Here is a 14,731-nt window from a genome sequence, read left to right as displayed (position 1 = left end):
CGATGAAATCAAGCATGATTAAAACCAGCGGAACTTACCCTGACACGGATTTCCACTGGTTTTTACGATTTTTATCAGACTAACTTCCACTTGGATTAGCGGTGGAAGTTAGTTTGGGAATTTACCCTAAAACCTTCTTTTTACTTCTTTTTACTACTGTTCTGATTCCGATTTGTTTGCACTCGTTTCAGAGCTTTGTGAAGTTGAAGAAGTCAAATCTTGACTAGTTGAAGAACTTGTAACACTTTCATGTTGACTCGTTTCTTTATTTTCAAGATCTTTTTTCACTACTTCACTAGATTCTTTAATTTCTGAATTACTTGTGTCTTTAGTTGTAGCAGATTTCTCGATCGGAACATCCACTAACCAGGCACCACTTGAATCAACAGTATAGCCTTCTGGTGTCTTACCGTTCACAAGTAATTGACCATTTTCTTTCAAGAAGTACCATTTATCCTTGTCCTTGATCCAACCAACAGCTCGTGAACCGTCTGTCTTGTAGAAGTACCAAGCATTTGCCTTTTTAAGCCAGCCTTGCTTCATAGCTCCTGAATCTTCCAGATAATAATGTTGACCTGCAACTTCTATCTCACCTGTCTTCATGATACCAGTAGAATCCATATAGTACCAGGTTTCTTTATCTTTTACCCAGCCCGTTTTCATTTCTCCTGATTGAGCAAAGTAATACCATTGCCCCTTATATTGAAGCCAACCTGTCTTCATAGAACCATCAAAATCCAAATAATACCACTGTTCTTTATCTTGAATCCAACCAGTTTCCATCTGGTTTTCTTTGTTAAAATAATACCAGATTCCATCGATTTTTTTCCAATTTTTTGCAGCAGTACCAGAGTCTGTCAAATAGAACCAACGATTGTTCCATTTTTTCCATTGATTCTGTAATAAGATACCCGTTTGGTTAAAGTAATACCATTCACCCTTAATTTCATTCCAACCGACAGCATACTCTCCTGTAGAATCAGGTGCTTGATACCACCAATTCCCATATGCACTCTTATGCCAGCCAGCTTGAAAACTTGGAATCGGCTTGTAGGATGTTGAAATATTGACAAAACCGTCTTTTCGAATATCAAAAACTGTCGCATCATAGTCTTTGCTGGTTGCGTTTATATGTTGAATTCCCATTGATTCAAGCCAGCTAATATATTCCCTATTTATTTCTTGACCGCTATCATACGAACCAATTGGTGAGGAGGAAGTTTGAACAATTATCTCAGGAGACAAATTTCTTATAAAATTTTTTGTATTAGAATTTTTTGTATCTAAATGATGATTAAACTTCATCAAATCAACTTTTCCAATGAGAGGACCATACTTGTCTTCTGCTCCATGAACATTATCTAAGTCGCCCCCAAGGTAAATTTTCTTGCCATTAACTTTCACTACACTAATCAAGGAATTGGAATTGTCATCCCAAACAGGTTTAAGATTTCCATTCTCATCATATTCATTTTCATAATTATAGAGCTGAATATCCATGTCCCCAAACTGAAAATGAGCATCTCCTTGTGTGATGTTTTGAATCACTGAAACACCTTTTTCGGTAGTAGTCTGTAAAACCTTATCATATCCATACAGATTATCCCAAAGACGTTCAGGCTTAGTAATACGATTATCACTATATTTCTTAAGATAGACTCGGTCAACTGGATAGGTAGACAGTAATTCATCAACATTTCCAATATGGTCACTGTGGGTATGGGTTACCAAAATAAAATCAAGTTTTTGGACACCCAATTCCTTCAAACGACGAAAGACACGGTCTGTTAGAACATGCTTATAAGTTGTATTGATACCCTGTCTCCATGGATAACGAGAATCACTTCCATCTGGGAAATCATAATCTTCTCCTGTATCCACCATGGCAAAATGTCCATTGCTTTCAAGAATAATCGCATCACTACCACCTTCATGAACATTTATAAAGTGGATTTTATTTCCTGAATTTTCTTGAGCTTGAACATTTCCATACCATGACAAGCCTAAAAAAGCGCCTGCAAGTGCTAAACTAATCAATTTCTTTTTCATTCTTACTTCCTCAATCTCTCCAATGTTTCCTTAAAAATCTCTGGGATATCTGCTGTAAATTCCAAGGTCTCACCTGTTCTCGGATGAGTAAAACCTAGAGTCTTGGCATGAAGAAATTGTCCATGCCCTTTCAAAGTCTTACGTGGACCATAGACTTCATCCCCAGCGACTGGATGGCCGATATAAGCCATGTGAACACGGATTTGATGGGTACGCCCTGTCTCCAGCTGCAACTCTACCAAGCTATAATCGCCAAAGCGTTCCAAGACATGGAAACGAGTCACGGCTGGTTTCCCTTTAGCAGTCACAGCTTGTTTCTTACGATCTTTTTCACTACGGCCAATCGGTGCTTCAATGACACCGCGATCATTGGGCAGATTTCCATGAACAATCGCCCAATATTTACGTAAAGACTTTTTATCCTTAAGTTCTTGAGCAAGTGCTAAATGCGCCTCATCATTTTTAGCAATCATAAGAAGACCTGACGTATCCTTATCAATACGGTGAACAATTCCCGGACGCAAAACCCCATTGATACCAGACAAGTCCTTAATATGATACATGAGGGCATTTACCAGGGTTCCACTGGTATGACCAGCACTCGGATGCACAACCATCCCCTGAGGCTTATTAACGACAGCCACATCCTCATCTTGGTAGATGATGTCTAGCGGAAGATTCTCAGCTACATACTCTAAAACCTCTGGTTCTGGCACATGATAGGTGACAACATCGCCCTCTTGGACTGTGTATTTAGCTTTCTTGACTTGACCATTAACCAAGACCTGTCCTGATTTGATTTGTTCATTCGCGAGACTGCGTGATAATTCTGTCAAATCTGACAAAGCCTTATCTAAACGCAGGCCACCAGTTTCAATTTTAATTTCCATTTATTTCCTCTTTTAGCATTGCAATCAATAAAATAATCACTCCAACCGTCAGATAGCTATCTGCCACATTGAAAATTGCAAAATTGATAAAGTCAAGGTGGATCATATCCACAACAAATCCCTGACTGATCCTGTCAATAAAGTTTCCAAGACCACCTGCGATAATCAAGGTCAAACCCAAAACCATCCAAAGTGAGTCCTCCATGTGTTTATGTAGATACCAAATGGCACCTACCACGACAACCAGAGTAATGACAGCAAATAACAACTGCTGATCTTGTAAGATAGAAAAGGCTGCCCCTCGATTTTGCAGGTAGGTCAAGCTAACGAAATTAGGAATCCAAGAGCGCACTTCACCCAGTGGAATCTGCCAGACGATGTAGGATTTTACCAACTGATCCAGCCCAATCAAAAGCAGTACAACGACTGCCACTATTCCTCTTTTTTTCATGATTTCCTCTTCTGATCAAAATATTCTTGCACGACTTCTACGAAAAGAGTCCCAGCTTGACTAAGCTCCACTTCCTCACGTTTAACATAAACCATGCGATTATCCAAATTATCCTTGAGACGAATAACTGTGATGCCATTAACACTGTCACTATCTAAAAATCCAGAACCTGTCGCATAGGCGTCCGTCCGCTCCAAAATGCCATTCAAAGTAGCACGGTCAGTCACATTGAACATCTGTGAGCTCGCACTAGTATCAACAAAGTTCTCTGAATAATAAAGGTACTCGTCTTTCTCTTGAGTAAAACGAACTGTCGGTAGATCTACTAAATCCTCCATGACCAATTCCTCTTTCTGAGCTAAAGGATGCCCCTCACGGAGATAAATATGGGTATGAAAGGGAATCAATTCGATGACCTCTAGGCCTAGCTTTTCGACCCGTTGCATAATCCCCTTTTTATTTTGATTGTTGAGGTAGATAATCCCAATCTCACTATGCCCTTGCGCCACTTCATCTAATATTTGAACAGTAGTTGATTCAAAAATACGGAAATTCTTATAGTCAGGATAGCGCTCTGAGAAAGCCGTAATGGTTGGTGGCAAGAAGTCATAGTGCTGACTGGCAATGGAAAATTCATCTTTTTCTTCTTCAGGATTGGCATACTGATTTTGAAAAATATCAAATCCTTTAACCAATTCTTGCGCTTTTTCATAGAATTCCATACCACGACGGGTCAAGAAAGTTCCTGAGCTGGTCCGACGGAAAATCTTAAAGCCCAATTCTTTTTCCAAATCCCGAACAGAAATAGACAGACTCGGCTGACTAACATACATCTTTTCAGCAGCTTCACGGAAAGTACCGCTATTTGCAATAGCCACAACATAGCGTAATTGTTGAATGTTCATCTTCTACCCCCAACTTCTTTATCTTTTCATTATACCATATTTTAGAAGTTTTCCAAAAAGGAAAAAAGTATGGAAATTTTCAAATCAAACTACTGTCTATAAAATTCAATATGAATACCAAAAATCATAAGCCCAATAAAAGAAGCGATTGTTTCCTTCACAATCGCCTCTTTCATTATAGGGGGTATATTTCCATCATTTCATTATTTATACTCTTCGAAAATCAAATTCAAACCACGTCAGCGTCGCCTTACCGTACTCAAGTACAGCTTGCGGCTAGCTTCCTAGTTTACTCTTTGATTTTCATTGAGTATTAAACGATTTTTAGCATATCCTATTCTTCTCGTTTTTTAGGAAATACCGTCAAAGCACCTAGGAGAGATAAGCCACCTAGAGCTACCAACCATTCATCTTGTTGACTACCTGTCTGAGGTAGTTCATCCTGCTTGTTCACTCCAATACTTCCTTGATTCCAATTCTCTGAAGGAGTTGGAGTAGGAGTTGGGGTTGGTTGCGGTTCTGGCTGTGGTGTCGGTTGAGGATTAGGTTGCGGTTCTGGCTGTGGTGCCGGTTGAGGATTAGGTTGCGGTTCTGGCTGTGGTGCCGGTTGGGGATCTGGTGATGGTGATGGCTGTGGTGGTAACACATAACCTAATTCCAAAACATTAGCTTCTACTTTTTTAATAGGTAAATTTATAGCAGAAGAAAACCAACCGATTGTACCTGCATTTGGGCGAACATTTCCTTCAACTGATCCTGTTACACTCAAGAACTCTTTTTTAGCTGCCAATTCTTTTGCCTTATCTTGTGCAATACGAACTACCATCTCATTGATTTCTTCAGGACTCTTACCAGGAAACAATTCTTTAAGCTCTGTTGATGAAAGAGTTTTAAGTGTCATATTACGCATAATCGTTTCTGCAATAGACTTCCCTTCATCTGGTTTTATAACACTCTCAGCTATACGCTCATTACGTTCACTTTCCGGTCTATCACTATCATATCCGTTTGAAGATCTAAGAATCATTCTAAATGTTATATTATTGTAACCTTTAGTTTCAACACCAAATGTAACTCTAGGATCTGTATTACTAACTAATGAATTAAAGCTATCTTTTGTTTTTCCTAAATTTGTTCCATCTTTTGAATAAACATTTAGAATTTCTTTTGTGCCGTCTTCCTTAATTCCTATAGCATATAAAGGTCTCCATGAGTAACCATTAAACTCCGCATATAATTTTTTCGGAACCACTAAACCTTTTTCTAAATTTACATTTAAGTCTACATATGTGTAAGTCTTTCTTCTTTCATCTACTTCAAATTTATTACCTTTGTATGTGTTTGATAAAACAGGGCCTACATATCCTACATGAGGATTTCTATACACAGTCATCGCTGTAGTGTTATCCATTTCAAACTCAGCTTTTAAAACCACTTCATTAACCTTAGTAGTATCATTATTTTCCGGATTCACTTTGTCAATGATTTTTCGAACGTTCCCATCTATTTCTTCCTTATGTAGTTTAGTATTTGGCAATACATCTTCTGATTTAACATTCGTATCAATATGAACCTTATTATCGTTAATTTTAAATTTATTCATTCCACCTATAATAGCAAGTCCCATACCGAATCTGTCTGATGGGAAAGGCTTATCTTGGTCATTTAAACTGGCATATACACCGTATAGCTTGGAATCAGCTTTCAATCCATCTGGAAAGGCTGTTGACACTGTATCTTTTGGTGAAAACAGTCTTGCTCCTTCAGCTATCTTCCCATCTACAGGCGGTTTATCAGACCAACCAAGAAAAGTCTTGGCAACTCCACGAAAAAGTCCCGGATTAGGTAAGGGATCACCTAATTTATCTGTAGCATTCTTATATGTATTTTCAGTATCTTTTTTTTCGTGTGATTCATTTGTCCATTGACCGATAAGACTTACTTTCCCATCATAATTAGCTGGTTCTGCTGTTGAACCTGCTGCGCCCGCTGAACCTGCTGCGCCTGCTGCACCCGCTGAACCTGCTGCGCCTGGTGTTCCTGTTGCACCTGCTCCACCTGTTGGTCCTGTTGCACCTGCTCCACCTGTTGGTCCTGTTGTTCCTGCTCCACCTGTTGCTCCTGTTGCTGCTGGTCCACCTGTTGAACCTGTTGAACCTGTTGAACCTGTTGAACCTGTTGAACCTGTTGAACCTGTTGAACCTGTTGAACCTGTTGAACCTGTTGCGCCTGCTCCTGGTCCATCCGCTTGAACAGTCGCCACACCAGTTGCAAAAAATAATACCGAAGCTACTGCCACACTAGCTACTCCCAGATGATGCTTTCTAATAGAATAGCGTAAAACTTTTTTCCCGTTTTCTTCACATTTTCTTGACTTAAAGTTCATTTTCATCCTCATTTCTTTTTTACAAATGGGTACTTATAAAAATACCCCCCCCTTAAATATTTTAGTATTCAAGGGGAGGTTCGAGTTCTAAGCATAAAATTGTAATTTTCACGATGTTTTCAAAAAAACAATTGATATTACCTTACCATTATATACCTTTCTCTAAAAAATGTCATGTAAAACTATAATTTTCATAGTAAATTACAGCTATTTTCTTAACAACCTGTTCAAGAAATATGGTAGTTCAAGTTTGAAAAAAATAAAAATTAGTTGATTGTTTATTTCTCCAAATTTTGGACATACTAAAAAGAGGTTTTGACACCCAAGAGCAAGTTGAATCCATGTCGCTGTGCGAAGTGAATAGCGTCTTGAAGAGACATTGCCTTATCAGGATTTCTTATTTCTATAAGACCTTGTAATCTTGGATTATAACTCTCCCGTGTTAGGAGTACGTGGTAGATTTTGACTGTTTCTGTATCTCCTTAGTCAATTTTGAGATATCATCTTTCTTGTTTATAATTTTAACATCTCCAGAGATACTTTTCTGCAAATAAATTACAGATATCGTTTCTGGTTCAGGAAGAATAAGTTTTTTGTTACTAACGCAAGCAGATAACATAAGAAAAGAAACTGAACAGACTATAATTGTAATCATCTTTTTCATACCAGTTCACATCCTTTCATTCTTCTTACTCCACTTCTAATATAAAGGTATTATAGTATATATTCGCAATTTTTATACCTATTTATCGATTGAATATAGTCAAATCATTTTGACTATCTTAAAAATCATTAAGTTGTCAAATACCAAACTAGCTTTTTTCACCATAAAAACACTAAACAATATTAAAATTTTAGAAAAAGATGAGTAATCTCAGTTCTGAAAATAAACAAATCAAAATAAAACTAAAAGTTCTGAATATAGCAGAAAATCCAATCCTACCTTTGGGATTAAATCTTGAATCTACTTTTTTCTACGGTAGCATTTCTGTGCTGATAAATTACTTATAGACATCGCATCGATGACCAAACTCAAGTGCCAGGATAACCATCCTATCATCTTGAATATCGCAAATCAAACGATAATCCCCAATTCTATATCTCCATTCATTCGCTCGATTACCAGTTAAATCTTTCCCATGTTTTCGAGGATTATCTGTTCCCTCAAGATTCTTATCTACCCAAGCAAATAGCAATCCTTGAATATGACGCTCTAACTTTCGAATCTGTTTCTGAGCTTTCTTGGAGTAGGCAACATGATACATCTAAAACCCTAACTCTTTCTTGAAATCAACATGTGATATAGTTTCACTGTCTTGTTGATACTCTTCAAAAGCTTTCTTGTATATATTCAAGTCATACTCATCTTCAATAGACTGAGCTAGAGCTTCTTTTAATAAAGTAGACAAACTTTTACCACTCAAAGCAGCATAACTCTTAAAAAATGTTTCTTCTTCCTGGTTTAATCGCACAGATACTGTAGCCATAGAACATCTCCTTAACTATCTTTATGTAACACATTGTAATACATTTTGATACATAATGTCAAGATATTTTGTAAAATTCTTTATAATTCCTATTAATAGAATGATACAAGCTCCTTACAAAAGAGATAATTTTATAAACCCCAAAGTGATGATTCCAACAATTCGCAAGCTATGTAGGATTTTATAATAAAATGAAATAAAAACTGAACAAATATATTGGAACAGTCAAATTGATTTCTAATAATGTTTTAGACGTTAGTGTGTACTACTCTAACGTCAATCTACTATAGATATGGGTACCAAAATGGGTACTAAAACAAAAACAGGCTCTCCGAAAACTCGGAAAGCCTTATTTAATGCTACTTCTAGCTTCCTCGCCTTTACAGTTCAAGGCTCAGGATAAAAAGGTTCACTGGACCTTTTTATTTAGCGATTGGGTAAACAGAAACTTGTTTTTTATCGCGTCCTTTACGTTCAAAGCGTACTACGCCTTCAACTTTAGCGAACAAAGTATCGTCTCCACCACGACCAACGTTTACACCTGGGTAGATGTGTGTACCACGTTGACGGTAAAGGATTGACCCACCTGTTACAGTTTGTCCGTCAGCTGCTTTAGCTCCAAGACGTTTTGCTTGTGAATCACGTCCGTTTGATGTAGAACCTCCACCTTTTTTGTGGGCGAAAAGTTGCAAGTTGTTAAGAGTCATTTTTAACATAATGTTTTCCTCCGTGTTAGTTTTCTGTGATAACTCTGGTTTGGACGAACTCTGAAGAGTTCTCCGATAAGTTTGCCATACCTAAGAAAAATGATTCAAAGAATAACTGGGTCATTTCTCTCTGGTGTGAAGGAAGATCTTTTGGAATTTCAACCATCAGATAACCACCTTCATCTTCGTTTAATTCTAGGATTGGTTCATAGCCTGCAAATTTCTCAATAGAATTGATAAAGTTAATGGCAAGCGTAGAAACCGATGCACACACGACATCTAAGCCGTATTCGCCACTCTCGGCGTGTCCAGTAATTTCCGCACTCCTCAGCTCGCCATCTTCGGCTCTCTCAAAGACTGCTTGTATCATGTGTTCTCCTTAAAATTAAGCGTTGATTGCGTTGATGACAACTTTTGTATATGGTTGACGGTGACCTTGTTTACGGTGGCTACCTTTTTTAGGTTTGTACTTGTAAGTAACAACTTTCTTTTGTTTTCCTTGTTTTTCAACAGTTCCAACTACAGTAGCTCCAGCAACAAGTGGAGTTCCGACAACAGTGTTTTCACCACCAACAAGAACAACTTCGTTAAAAGTAACTTCTTGACCAGCTTCAACGTTCAATTTTTCAACGTAAACTGCTTGACCAACTTCAACTTTAACTTGTTTTCCGCCAGTTTTGATAATTGCGTATGTGCTCATTATGCACCTCCTATGATTTTTATGGGTTTCCCCTAATTTTTTGTGAAGACTCGCCTAGCATCGTGGGACGAACCACTTAAACTTGAATAATCAAGCAACGATGTTCGTGCGGTTGCACAGGATCGTGCATAGTCAACTCTTCAAGTATAGCATATCTCCTATTTTCTTACAAGTAATAACACCTAAAATAAAGCTTTTTCTTTTACTTTTTTCCGCCACGAGGCAAAAAGCATGCTGAGGTAAAAAATGCTCATCATAATAGGAACACCAAGAATGGTCATTTCATGATAGAAAATCGTCAAATAGGCTGAAAAGACAACGCCAAGGACAAAACTACTAAGCAGGCTTACAAAGATAATCCCTTCACGTAAAAAAGGAGTGTGCTTGGTTCGGAAATAATCTCCAAAAGCTAGCATCGTTCGTTTGATATTCCCTGTCATAAAGGCATTATTGTAAGCAATCCCCGATACTTCACCAAAGGCAGTTGTCACCAAGCCCATACAAAAGGCTAAGGGCGGTACTAGATAGATATTATCTACAGTTTGCGGCACAAAACCAATAATGATTGATAAAATTGCCAAAGGAATCAGTGACAGAATTGGCTTTTTCACAATTCTCAATTTTTCCTTATAAACTGTTAATAGAAAGACCCCCATCATAAAAGCTAGCAAGGTGAGAACCTTATCCCTAACATCTGAAACATTATTTTGAATTAATTCTACTGAAAGAAAGACGACATTCCCAGTTTGTCCAGCTACAAGAGTATTCCCTCGCACAATAAAAGTATAGGCGTCTACATATCCTGCACAAAAAGTCAAAAAAAGCGCTAGCCTCTTAGACTGACGTGATATTTTTCTTATAGGTAATAACCTCATTTTCCCTCCCATTTCATTTACTCATCTCATTATTGTACCACTTTCTTTGGAAAAGACCTAGTAGCTTATTTGAAATTTTTTCCCCTCTGTTGGATAGTCCCGTCTATCTATGTTATAATGAAAGAAAGATTTAAAATCGGAAAAGGAGTATCTATGCTTAAATTAGGTGTCATCGGAACAGGCGCTATCAGCCACCACTTCATAGAAGCAGCCCATGCTAGTGGAAAATACCAGCTGGTCGCAGTCTATTCTAGGAAACTTGAAACCGCAGCAACCTTTGCTTCTCGCTATCAGAATATCCAACTCTTTGATCAAGTAGAGGACTTCTTCAAGAGCTCCTTTGATGTGGTCTATATTGCTAGCCCAAACTCCTTGCATTTTGCTCAGGCAAAAGCTGCCTTGTCTGCTGGTAAACATGTTATTCTTGAAAAGCCAGCTGTCACACATCCACAAGAATGGCTAGATTTGAGACATACAGCTGAGAAAAATCGCTGTTTTATCTTCGAAGCAGCTCGTAATTATCACGAGAAAGCTTTCACTATCATCAAAAACTTTTTAGCAGACAAGCAAGTGTTAGGAGCAGATTTCAACTATGCCAAGTATTCTTCCAAAATGCCTAACTTGTTGGCTGGGGAGACACCAAATGTCTTCTCAGACCGTTTTGCCGGTGGAGCTCTTATGGATTTGGGAATTTATCCCCTCTATGTTGCTGTTCGTCTCTTTGGAAAAGCTCAGGACGCTACCTATCAAGCTCAACAGCTTGACAATAGCATTGATCTAAATGGAGATGGTATCCTCTTCTACCCAGACTTTCAGGTTCACATCAAGTCTGGGAAAAATATTACTTCCAATCTTCCTTGCGAGATTTATACGATAGATGGAACCTTGACCCTCAACACCATTGAGCATATCCGCTCAGCTATTTTTACCGACCACCAAGGAAATCAAGTCCATCTCCCTATTCAACAGGCTCCTCATACGATGACTGAGGAAGTCGCTGCATTTGCACAGATGATTCAGCAACCAGACCAGACACTCTACCAGAATTGGCTGGATGATGCAGGCTCTGTTCATGAGCTACTATATACCATGCGCCAGACTGCTGGCATTAGATTTGAGGCAGAAAAATGAAAACCAAACTACCGACTGAATGGCAAGAACTGAGTGACCAACTCGGTTTCCAAGAATTCACCCCCATTCAAACTCAACTATTTGAGCCCCTTCTTGCTGGAGAAAATCTTCTAGGAGTAAGCCCAACAGGAACAGGCAAGACCCTAGCTTATCTCCTACCAAGTCTTCTCAGACTACAAAAGAAAAAAGCCCAACAACTCTTGATTTTAGCACCAAATACGGAGCTTGCTGGACAGATTTTTGATGTATGTAAAACGTGGTCAGAAGCCATCGGCTTGACAGCCCAACTCTTCCTATCAGGTTCAAGTCAGAAACGCCAGATTGAACGCTTAAAAAAAGGACCAGAAATTCTGATTGGAACCCCTGGCCGTATCTTTGAACTCATTAAATTGAAAAAAATCAAGATGATGAATGTAGAAACCATCATCTTGGATGAATTTGACCAATTGCTTGATGATTCTCAGATACACTTTGTCGAGAAAATTACTCACTACGCACCTCGTGACCACCAACTTGTCTATATGAGTGCGACAACCAAGTTTGACCAAGAAAAGATTGCTCCAAATACACGTACCATTGATCTCTCTGACCAAAAACTGGATAATATCCAGCATTTCTACATGCAGGTAGACCAACGTCACCGAGTGGATATGCTACGAAAACTAGCTCATGTGGAGGATTTCCGCGGTCTGGTCTTCTTCAATAGCCTGTCAGACCTTGGAAGTGCAGAAGAAAAATTACAGTATCGTGATATCTTGGCTGTTTCCCTCGCTAGTGATGTTAATGTCAAATTTAGAAAAGTCATCTTAGAAAAGTTTAAAGATAAGCAACTAACCCTACTCCTTGCAACTGACCTTTTGGCTCGTGGAATTGATATCGATAGCCTCGAATGTGTTGTAAACTTTGATGTCCCTAGAGATATCGAAACTTACACTCACCGTGCTGGGCGTACTGGCCGTATGGGCAAGGAAGGGTATGTTATTACTCTCGTAACCCATCCAGAAGAAATCAAAAAACTCAAAAAGTTTACAAGTGTACGAGAAATTGTCTTGAAAAACCAAGAACTCTATATCAAATAATCCCCCATTGCTCTATACACATCTAGTGTATGGAGCTTTTTTATAAGCAATTCAATTTTATACTCTTTGAAAATCTCTTCAAACCGCGTCAGCTTCGCCTTGCCGTATGTATATGATACTGACTTCGTCAGTTCTATCTACAACCTCAAAACAGTGTTTTGAGCTGACTTCGTCAGTCTTATCTACAACCTCAAGACCATGTTTTGAGCTGACTTCGTCAGTCTTATCTACAACCTCAAAACAGTGTTTTGAGCTGACTTCCTCAGTCTTATCTATAACCTCAAGACAGTGTTTTGAGCTGACTTCGTCAGTCTTATCTACAACCTCAAGACAGTGTTTTGAGCTGACTTCGTCAGTCTTATCTACAACCTCAAAAACATATTTTGAGCTGACTTCGTCAGTCTTATCTACAACCTCAAAACAGTGTTTTGAGCTGACTTCGTCAGTTCTATCTGCAACCTCAAGACAGTGTTTTGAGCAGCCTGCAGCTAACTTCCTAGTTTGCTCTTTGATTTTCATTGAGTATTAGTTCAATATCTGAAAAAAAGAACCTTGCAAAGCAAGATTCTTTTAGTGTCTGACTTAAATAATTGTTCTTCTGGGAACTAAATCGAATTAAGCTTCGATTTCTGTAACCATACCTGAACCAACAGTACGTCCACCCTCACGGATAGAGAATGTAGTACCTTGTTCTACGGCGATTGGGTGGATCAACTCAACGTCGATTGTCACGTTATCACCAGGCATTACCATTTCAGTACCTGCTGGAAGTTCGATTGAACCTGTAACGTCAGTAGTACGGAAGTAGAATTGTGGACGGTAGTTGTTGAAGAATGGAGTGTGACGTCCACCTTCTTCTTTAGTAAGGATGTAAACTTCACCTTTGAATTTAGTGTGTGGGTTGATTGAACCTGGTTTAGCAATAACTTGTCCACGTTCGATTTCATCACGTTGAACACCACGAAGAAGGACACCTACGTTATCTCCGGCAAGACCTTCGTCAAGTTGTTTACGGAACATTTCAACACCAGTAACAACTGCTTTTTGAGTTTCTTCTTTGATACCAACGATTTCGATTTCGTCGTTGACTTTAACGATACCACGGTCGATACGTCCTGAAGCAACTGTACCACGTCCAGTGATTGAGAATACGTCCTCGACTGGAAGAAGCAATGGTTTATCAGTGTCACGTTCTGGTTCTGGGATGTACTCATCAACTGTGTTCATCAATTCCATAACGATGTCTTCGTATTTAGTGTCACCTTCAAGGGCTTTAAGAGCTGAACCTTGGATAACTGGAAGATCGTCACCTGGGAAGTCGTATTCTGACAATAGGTCACGGATTTCCATTTCAACCAATTCAAGCAATTCTTCGTCGTCAACCAAGTCAACTTTGTTCATGAAGACGATAAGGTGTTTAACACCAACCTGACGTGAAAGAAGGATGTGTTCACGAGTTTGTGGCATTGGTCCGTCAGTTGAAGCTACTACAAGGATAGCTCCGTCCATTTGAGCGGCACCAGTGATCATGTTTTTAACGTAGTCCGCGTGTCCTGGAGCGTCGATGTGAGCGTAGTGACGTTTTTCAGTTTCATACTCAACGTGCGCAGTGTTGATAGTAATACCGCGTTCGCGTTCTTCTGGAGCAGCATCGATAGACGCATAGTCTTTAGGTTGGTTAACTGATGAAGGCAAGCGACGTGCCAAAACAGTTGTGATAGCTGCAGTTAGGGTAGTTTTACCGTGGTCAACGTGTCCAATAGTACCAATGTTAACGTGTGGTTTACTACGATCGTATTTTTCTTTTGCCATTTGAGTAAAAGCCTCCAATAAAATATATTTTATAGATAGACAGTAGGCAATACAGTCTAACTTTCCTTACTATTTTATCAAATTTCAGCTAAATTGCAAGTATTTTACAAAGTTTTTATGAATTATTCTTAATCCGTAACTTCTCAAAGTAATTTCCACTTGCCTAATCAAAGTGGAAATTAGTCTAAAACGGATTTTTATGGTGGAATTAAGTGTGAGACGTTTGAGTTAGAAATGAGGTCTACTATGACAAAACATA

At 38.8% G+C, this 14,731-nt stretch carries 15 protein-coding genes, 1 pseudogene and 1 other annotated feature; of the genes and pseudogenes, 3 read left to right on the top strand and 13 right to left on the bottom strand.

Annotation, left to right across the window (positions count from 1 at the left end; translation table 11 throughout):
* Positions 1–153: 153 nt before the first annotated feature.
* From PCY12_RS09840 to PCY12_RS09825, 4 genes are read right to left on the bottom strand one after another with little or no spacing between them, the layout of a single operon-like run.
* Positions 154–2,049 carry an MBL fold metallo-hydrolase gene (locus PCY12_RS09840; protein ID WP_301352745.1) on the bottom strand — a complete coding sequence of 632 codons (1,896 nt, stop codon included), beginning with the start codon at positions 2,047–2,049 and terminating at the stop codon, positions 154–156.
* Positions 2,050–2,051: 2 nt separating this feature from the next.
* A complete protein-coding gene (locus PCY12_RS09835) occupies positions 2,052–2,939 on the bottom strand; it encodes an RluA family pseudouridine synthase (RefSeq protein WP_261042714.1) in 888 nt (295 codons plus the stop codon).
* Complete coding sequence (lspA, locus tag PCY12_RS09830; protein ID WP_301352743.1) at positions 2,929–3,390, bottom strand: signal peptidase II; 462 nt, start codon at positions 3,388–3,390, stop codon at positions 2,929–2,931. Before lspA ends, PCY12_RS09835 begins: the two co-directional genes overlap by 11 nt.
* Positions 3,387–4,295 carry a LysR family transcriptional regulator gene (locus tag PCY12_RS09825; protein ID WP_301352741.1) on the bottom strand — a complete coding sequence of 303 codons (909 nt, stop codon included), beginning with the start codon at positions 4,293–4,295 and terminating at the stop codon, positions 3,387–3,389. The genes lspA and PCY12_RS09825 overlap by 4 nt, the downstream gene beginning before the upstream one ends.
* Between PCY12_RS09825 and PCY12_RS09820 the strand changes: the two are divergent.
* A pseudogene (locus PCY12_RS09820) lies at positions 4,288–4,362 on the top strand (AraC family transcriptional regulator); the annotation flags it as partial. The gene PCY12_RS09825 and the pseudogene PCY12_RS09820 overlap by 8 nt on opposite strands.
* A gap of 267 nt (positions 4,363–4,629) precedes the next feature.
* On the opposite strand, the gene PCY12_RS09815 reads toward PCY12_RS09820, so the two are convergent.
* From PCY12_RS09815 to PCY12_RS09785, 7 genes are all read right to left on the bottom strand, one after another.
* Positions 4,630–6,681: a YSIRK-type signal peptide-containing protein gene (locus PCY12_RS09815; RefSeq protein WP_301352739.1), complete on the bottom strand. Its 2,052-nt coding sequence runs from the start codon at positions 6,679–6,681 to the stop codon at positions 4,630–4,632.
* A gap of 1,001 nt (positions 6,682–7,682) precedes the next feature.
* Positions 7,683–7,946, bottom strand: a complete 264-nt coding sequence (locus PCY12_RS09810; protein ID WP_301352738.1) for a type II toxin-antitoxin system RelE/ParE family toxin — start codon at positions 7,944–7,946, stop codon at positions 7,683–7,685.
* Complete coding sequence (gene relB, locus PCY12_RS09805; RefSeq protein ID WP_301352737.1) at positions 7,947–8,168, bottom strand: type II toxin-antitoxin system RelB family antitoxin; 222 nt, start codon at positions 8,166–8,168, stop codon at positions 7,947–7,949.
* A 422-nt stretch (positions 8,169–8,590) separates the two neighbouring features.
* Entirely contained in the window at positions 8,591–8,884 is a 294-nt protein-coding gene (gene rpmA, locus PCY12_RS09800) for a 50S ribosomal protein L27 (RefSeq protein WP_000916509.1), read from the bottom strand.
* Between the two features lie 16 nt (positions 8,885–8,900).
* Entirely contained in the window at positions 8,901–9,245 is a 345-nt protein-coding gene (locus PCY12_RS09795; RefSeq protein ID WP_000613699.1) for a ribosomal-processing cysteine protease Prp, read from the bottom strand.
* Positions 9,246–9,260: 15 nt separating this feature from the next.
* A complete protein-coding gene (gene rplU, locus PCY12_RS09790; RefSeq protein ID WP_000109141.1) occupies positions 9,261–9,575 on the bottom strand; it encodes a 50S ribosomal protein L21 in 315 nt (104 codons plus the stop codon).
* A 36-nt stretch (positions 9,576–9,611) separates the two neighbouring features.
* Positions 9,612–9,699, bottom strand: a sequence feature (ribosomal protein L21 leader region).
* 58 nt (positions 9,700–9,757) lie between these two features.
* On the bottom strand, positions 9,758–10,450 hold the full coding sequence (locus PCY12_RS09785; RefSeq protein ID WP_301352736.1) for a YoaK family protein: 693 nt from the start codon (positions 10,448–10,450) through the stop codon (positions 9,758–9,760).
* 153 nt (positions 10,451–10,603) lie between these two features.
* Between PCY12_RS09785 and PCY12_RS09780 the strand changes: the two genes are divergently transcribed.
* Complete coding sequence (locus tag PCY12_RS09780; protein ID WP_301352735.1) at positions 10,604–11,581, top strand: Gfo/Idh/MocA family protein; 978 nt, start codon at positions 10,604–10,606, stop codon at positions 11,579–11,581.
* On the top strand, positions 11,578–12,660 hold the full coding sequence (locus PCY12_RS09775; RefSeq protein ID WP_301352733.1) for a DEAD/DEAH box helicase: 1,083 nt from the start codon (positions 11,578–11,580) through the stop codon (positions 12,658–12,660). Before PCY12_RS09780 ends, PCY12_RS09775 begins: the two co-directional genes overlap by 4 nt.
* A gap of 78 nt (positions 12,661–12,738) precedes the next feature.
* Here PCY12_RS09775 and PCY12_RS09770 read toward each other — a convergent pair whose 3' ends face one another.
* Together PCY12_RS09770 and tuf are read right to left on the bottom strand one after the other, a co-directional pair.
* The gene (locus tag PCY12_RS09770) at positions 12,739–13,179 is read right to left on the bottom strand and encodes a hypothetical protein (protein ID WP_301352731.1); all 441 of its coding nucleotides are present in this window, start codon (positions 13,177–13,179) and stop codon (positions 12,739–12,741) included.
* Positions 13,180–13,275: 96 nt separating this feature from the next.
* Positions 13,276–14,472: an elongation factor Tu gene (gene tuf, locus PCY12_RS09765; RefSeq protein ID WP_001040726.1), complete on the bottom strand. Its 1,197-nt coding sequence runs from the start codon at positions 14,470–14,472 to the stop codon at positions 13,276–13,278.
* Positions 14,473–14,731 lie beyond the last annotated feature (259 nt).

Source organism: Streptococcus sp. SPS1, from assembly GCF_030439915.1.
GTDB lineage: Bacteria > Bacillota > Bacilli > Lactobacillales > Streptococcaceae > Streptococcus.
The sequence above is the reverse complement of the archived record's forward strand: the minus strand, read 5'-3'. Positions and strand labels throughout refer to the sequence as shown.

Excerpts from the sequence above, each read along its gene's own strand:
- PCY12_RS09840 (WP_301352745.1), bottom strand. The coding sequence starts at position 2,049 with ATGAAAAAGAAATTGATTAGTTTAGCACTTGCAGGCGCTTTTTTAGGC.
- PCY12_RS09835 (WP_261042714.1), bottom strand. The coding sequence starts at position 2,939 with ATGGAAATTAAAATTGAAACTGGTGGCCTGCGTTTAGATAAGGCTTTG.
- lspA (WP_301352743.1), bottom strand. The coding sequence starts at position 3,390 with ATGAAAAAAAGAGGAATAGTGGCAGTCGTTGTACTGCTTTTGATTGGG.
- PCY12_RS09825 (WP_301352741.1), bottom strand. The coding sequence starts at position 4,295 with ATGAACATTCAACAATTACGCTATGTTGTGGCTATTGCAAATAGCGGT.
- PCY12_RS09815 (WP_301352739.1), bottom strand. The coding sequence starts at position 6,681 with ATGAACTTTAAGTCAAGAAAATGTGAAGAAAACGGGAAAAAAGTTTTA.
- PCY12_RS09810 (WP_301352738.1), bottom strand. The coding sequence starts at position 7,946 with ATGTATCATGTTGCCTACTCCAAGAAAGCTCAGAAACAGATTCGAAAG.
- relB (WP_301352737.1), bottom strand. The coding sequence starts at position 8,168 with ATGGCTACAGTATCTGTGCGATTAAACCAGGAAGAAGAAACATTTTTT.
- rpmA (WP_000916509.1), bottom strand. The coding sequence starts at position 8,884 with ATGTTAAAAATGACTCTTAACAACTTGCAACTTTTCGCCCACAAAAAA.
- PCY12_RS09795 (WP_000613699.1), bottom strand. The coding sequence starts at position 9,245 with ATGATACAAGCAGTCTTTGAGAGAGCCGAAGATGGCGAGCTGAGGAGT.
- rplU (WP_000109141.1), bottom strand. The coding sequence starts at position 9,575 with ATGAGCACATACGCAATTATCAAAACTGGCGGAAAACAAGTTAAAGTT.
- PCY12_RS09785 (WP_301352736.1), bottom strand. The coding sequence starts at position 10,450 with ATGAGGTTATTACCTATAAGAAAAATATCACGTCAGTCTAAGAGGCTA.
- PCY12_RS09780 (WP_301352735.1), top strand. The coding sequence starts at position 10,604 with ATGCTTAAATTAGGTGTCATCGGAACAGGCGCTATCAGCCACCACTTC.
- PCY12_RS09775 (WP_301352733.1), top strand. The coding sequence starts at position 11,578 with ATGAAAACCAAACTACCGACTGAATGGCAAGAACTGAGTGACCAACTC.
- PCY12_RS09770 (WP_301352731.1), bottom strand. The coding sequence starts at position 13,179 with ATGAAAATCAAAGAGCAAACTAGGAAGTTAGCTGCAGGCTGCTCAAAA.
- tuf (WP_001040726.1), bottom strand. The coding sequence starts at position 14,472 with ATGGCAAAAGAAAAATACGATCGTAGTAAACCACACGTTAACATTGGT.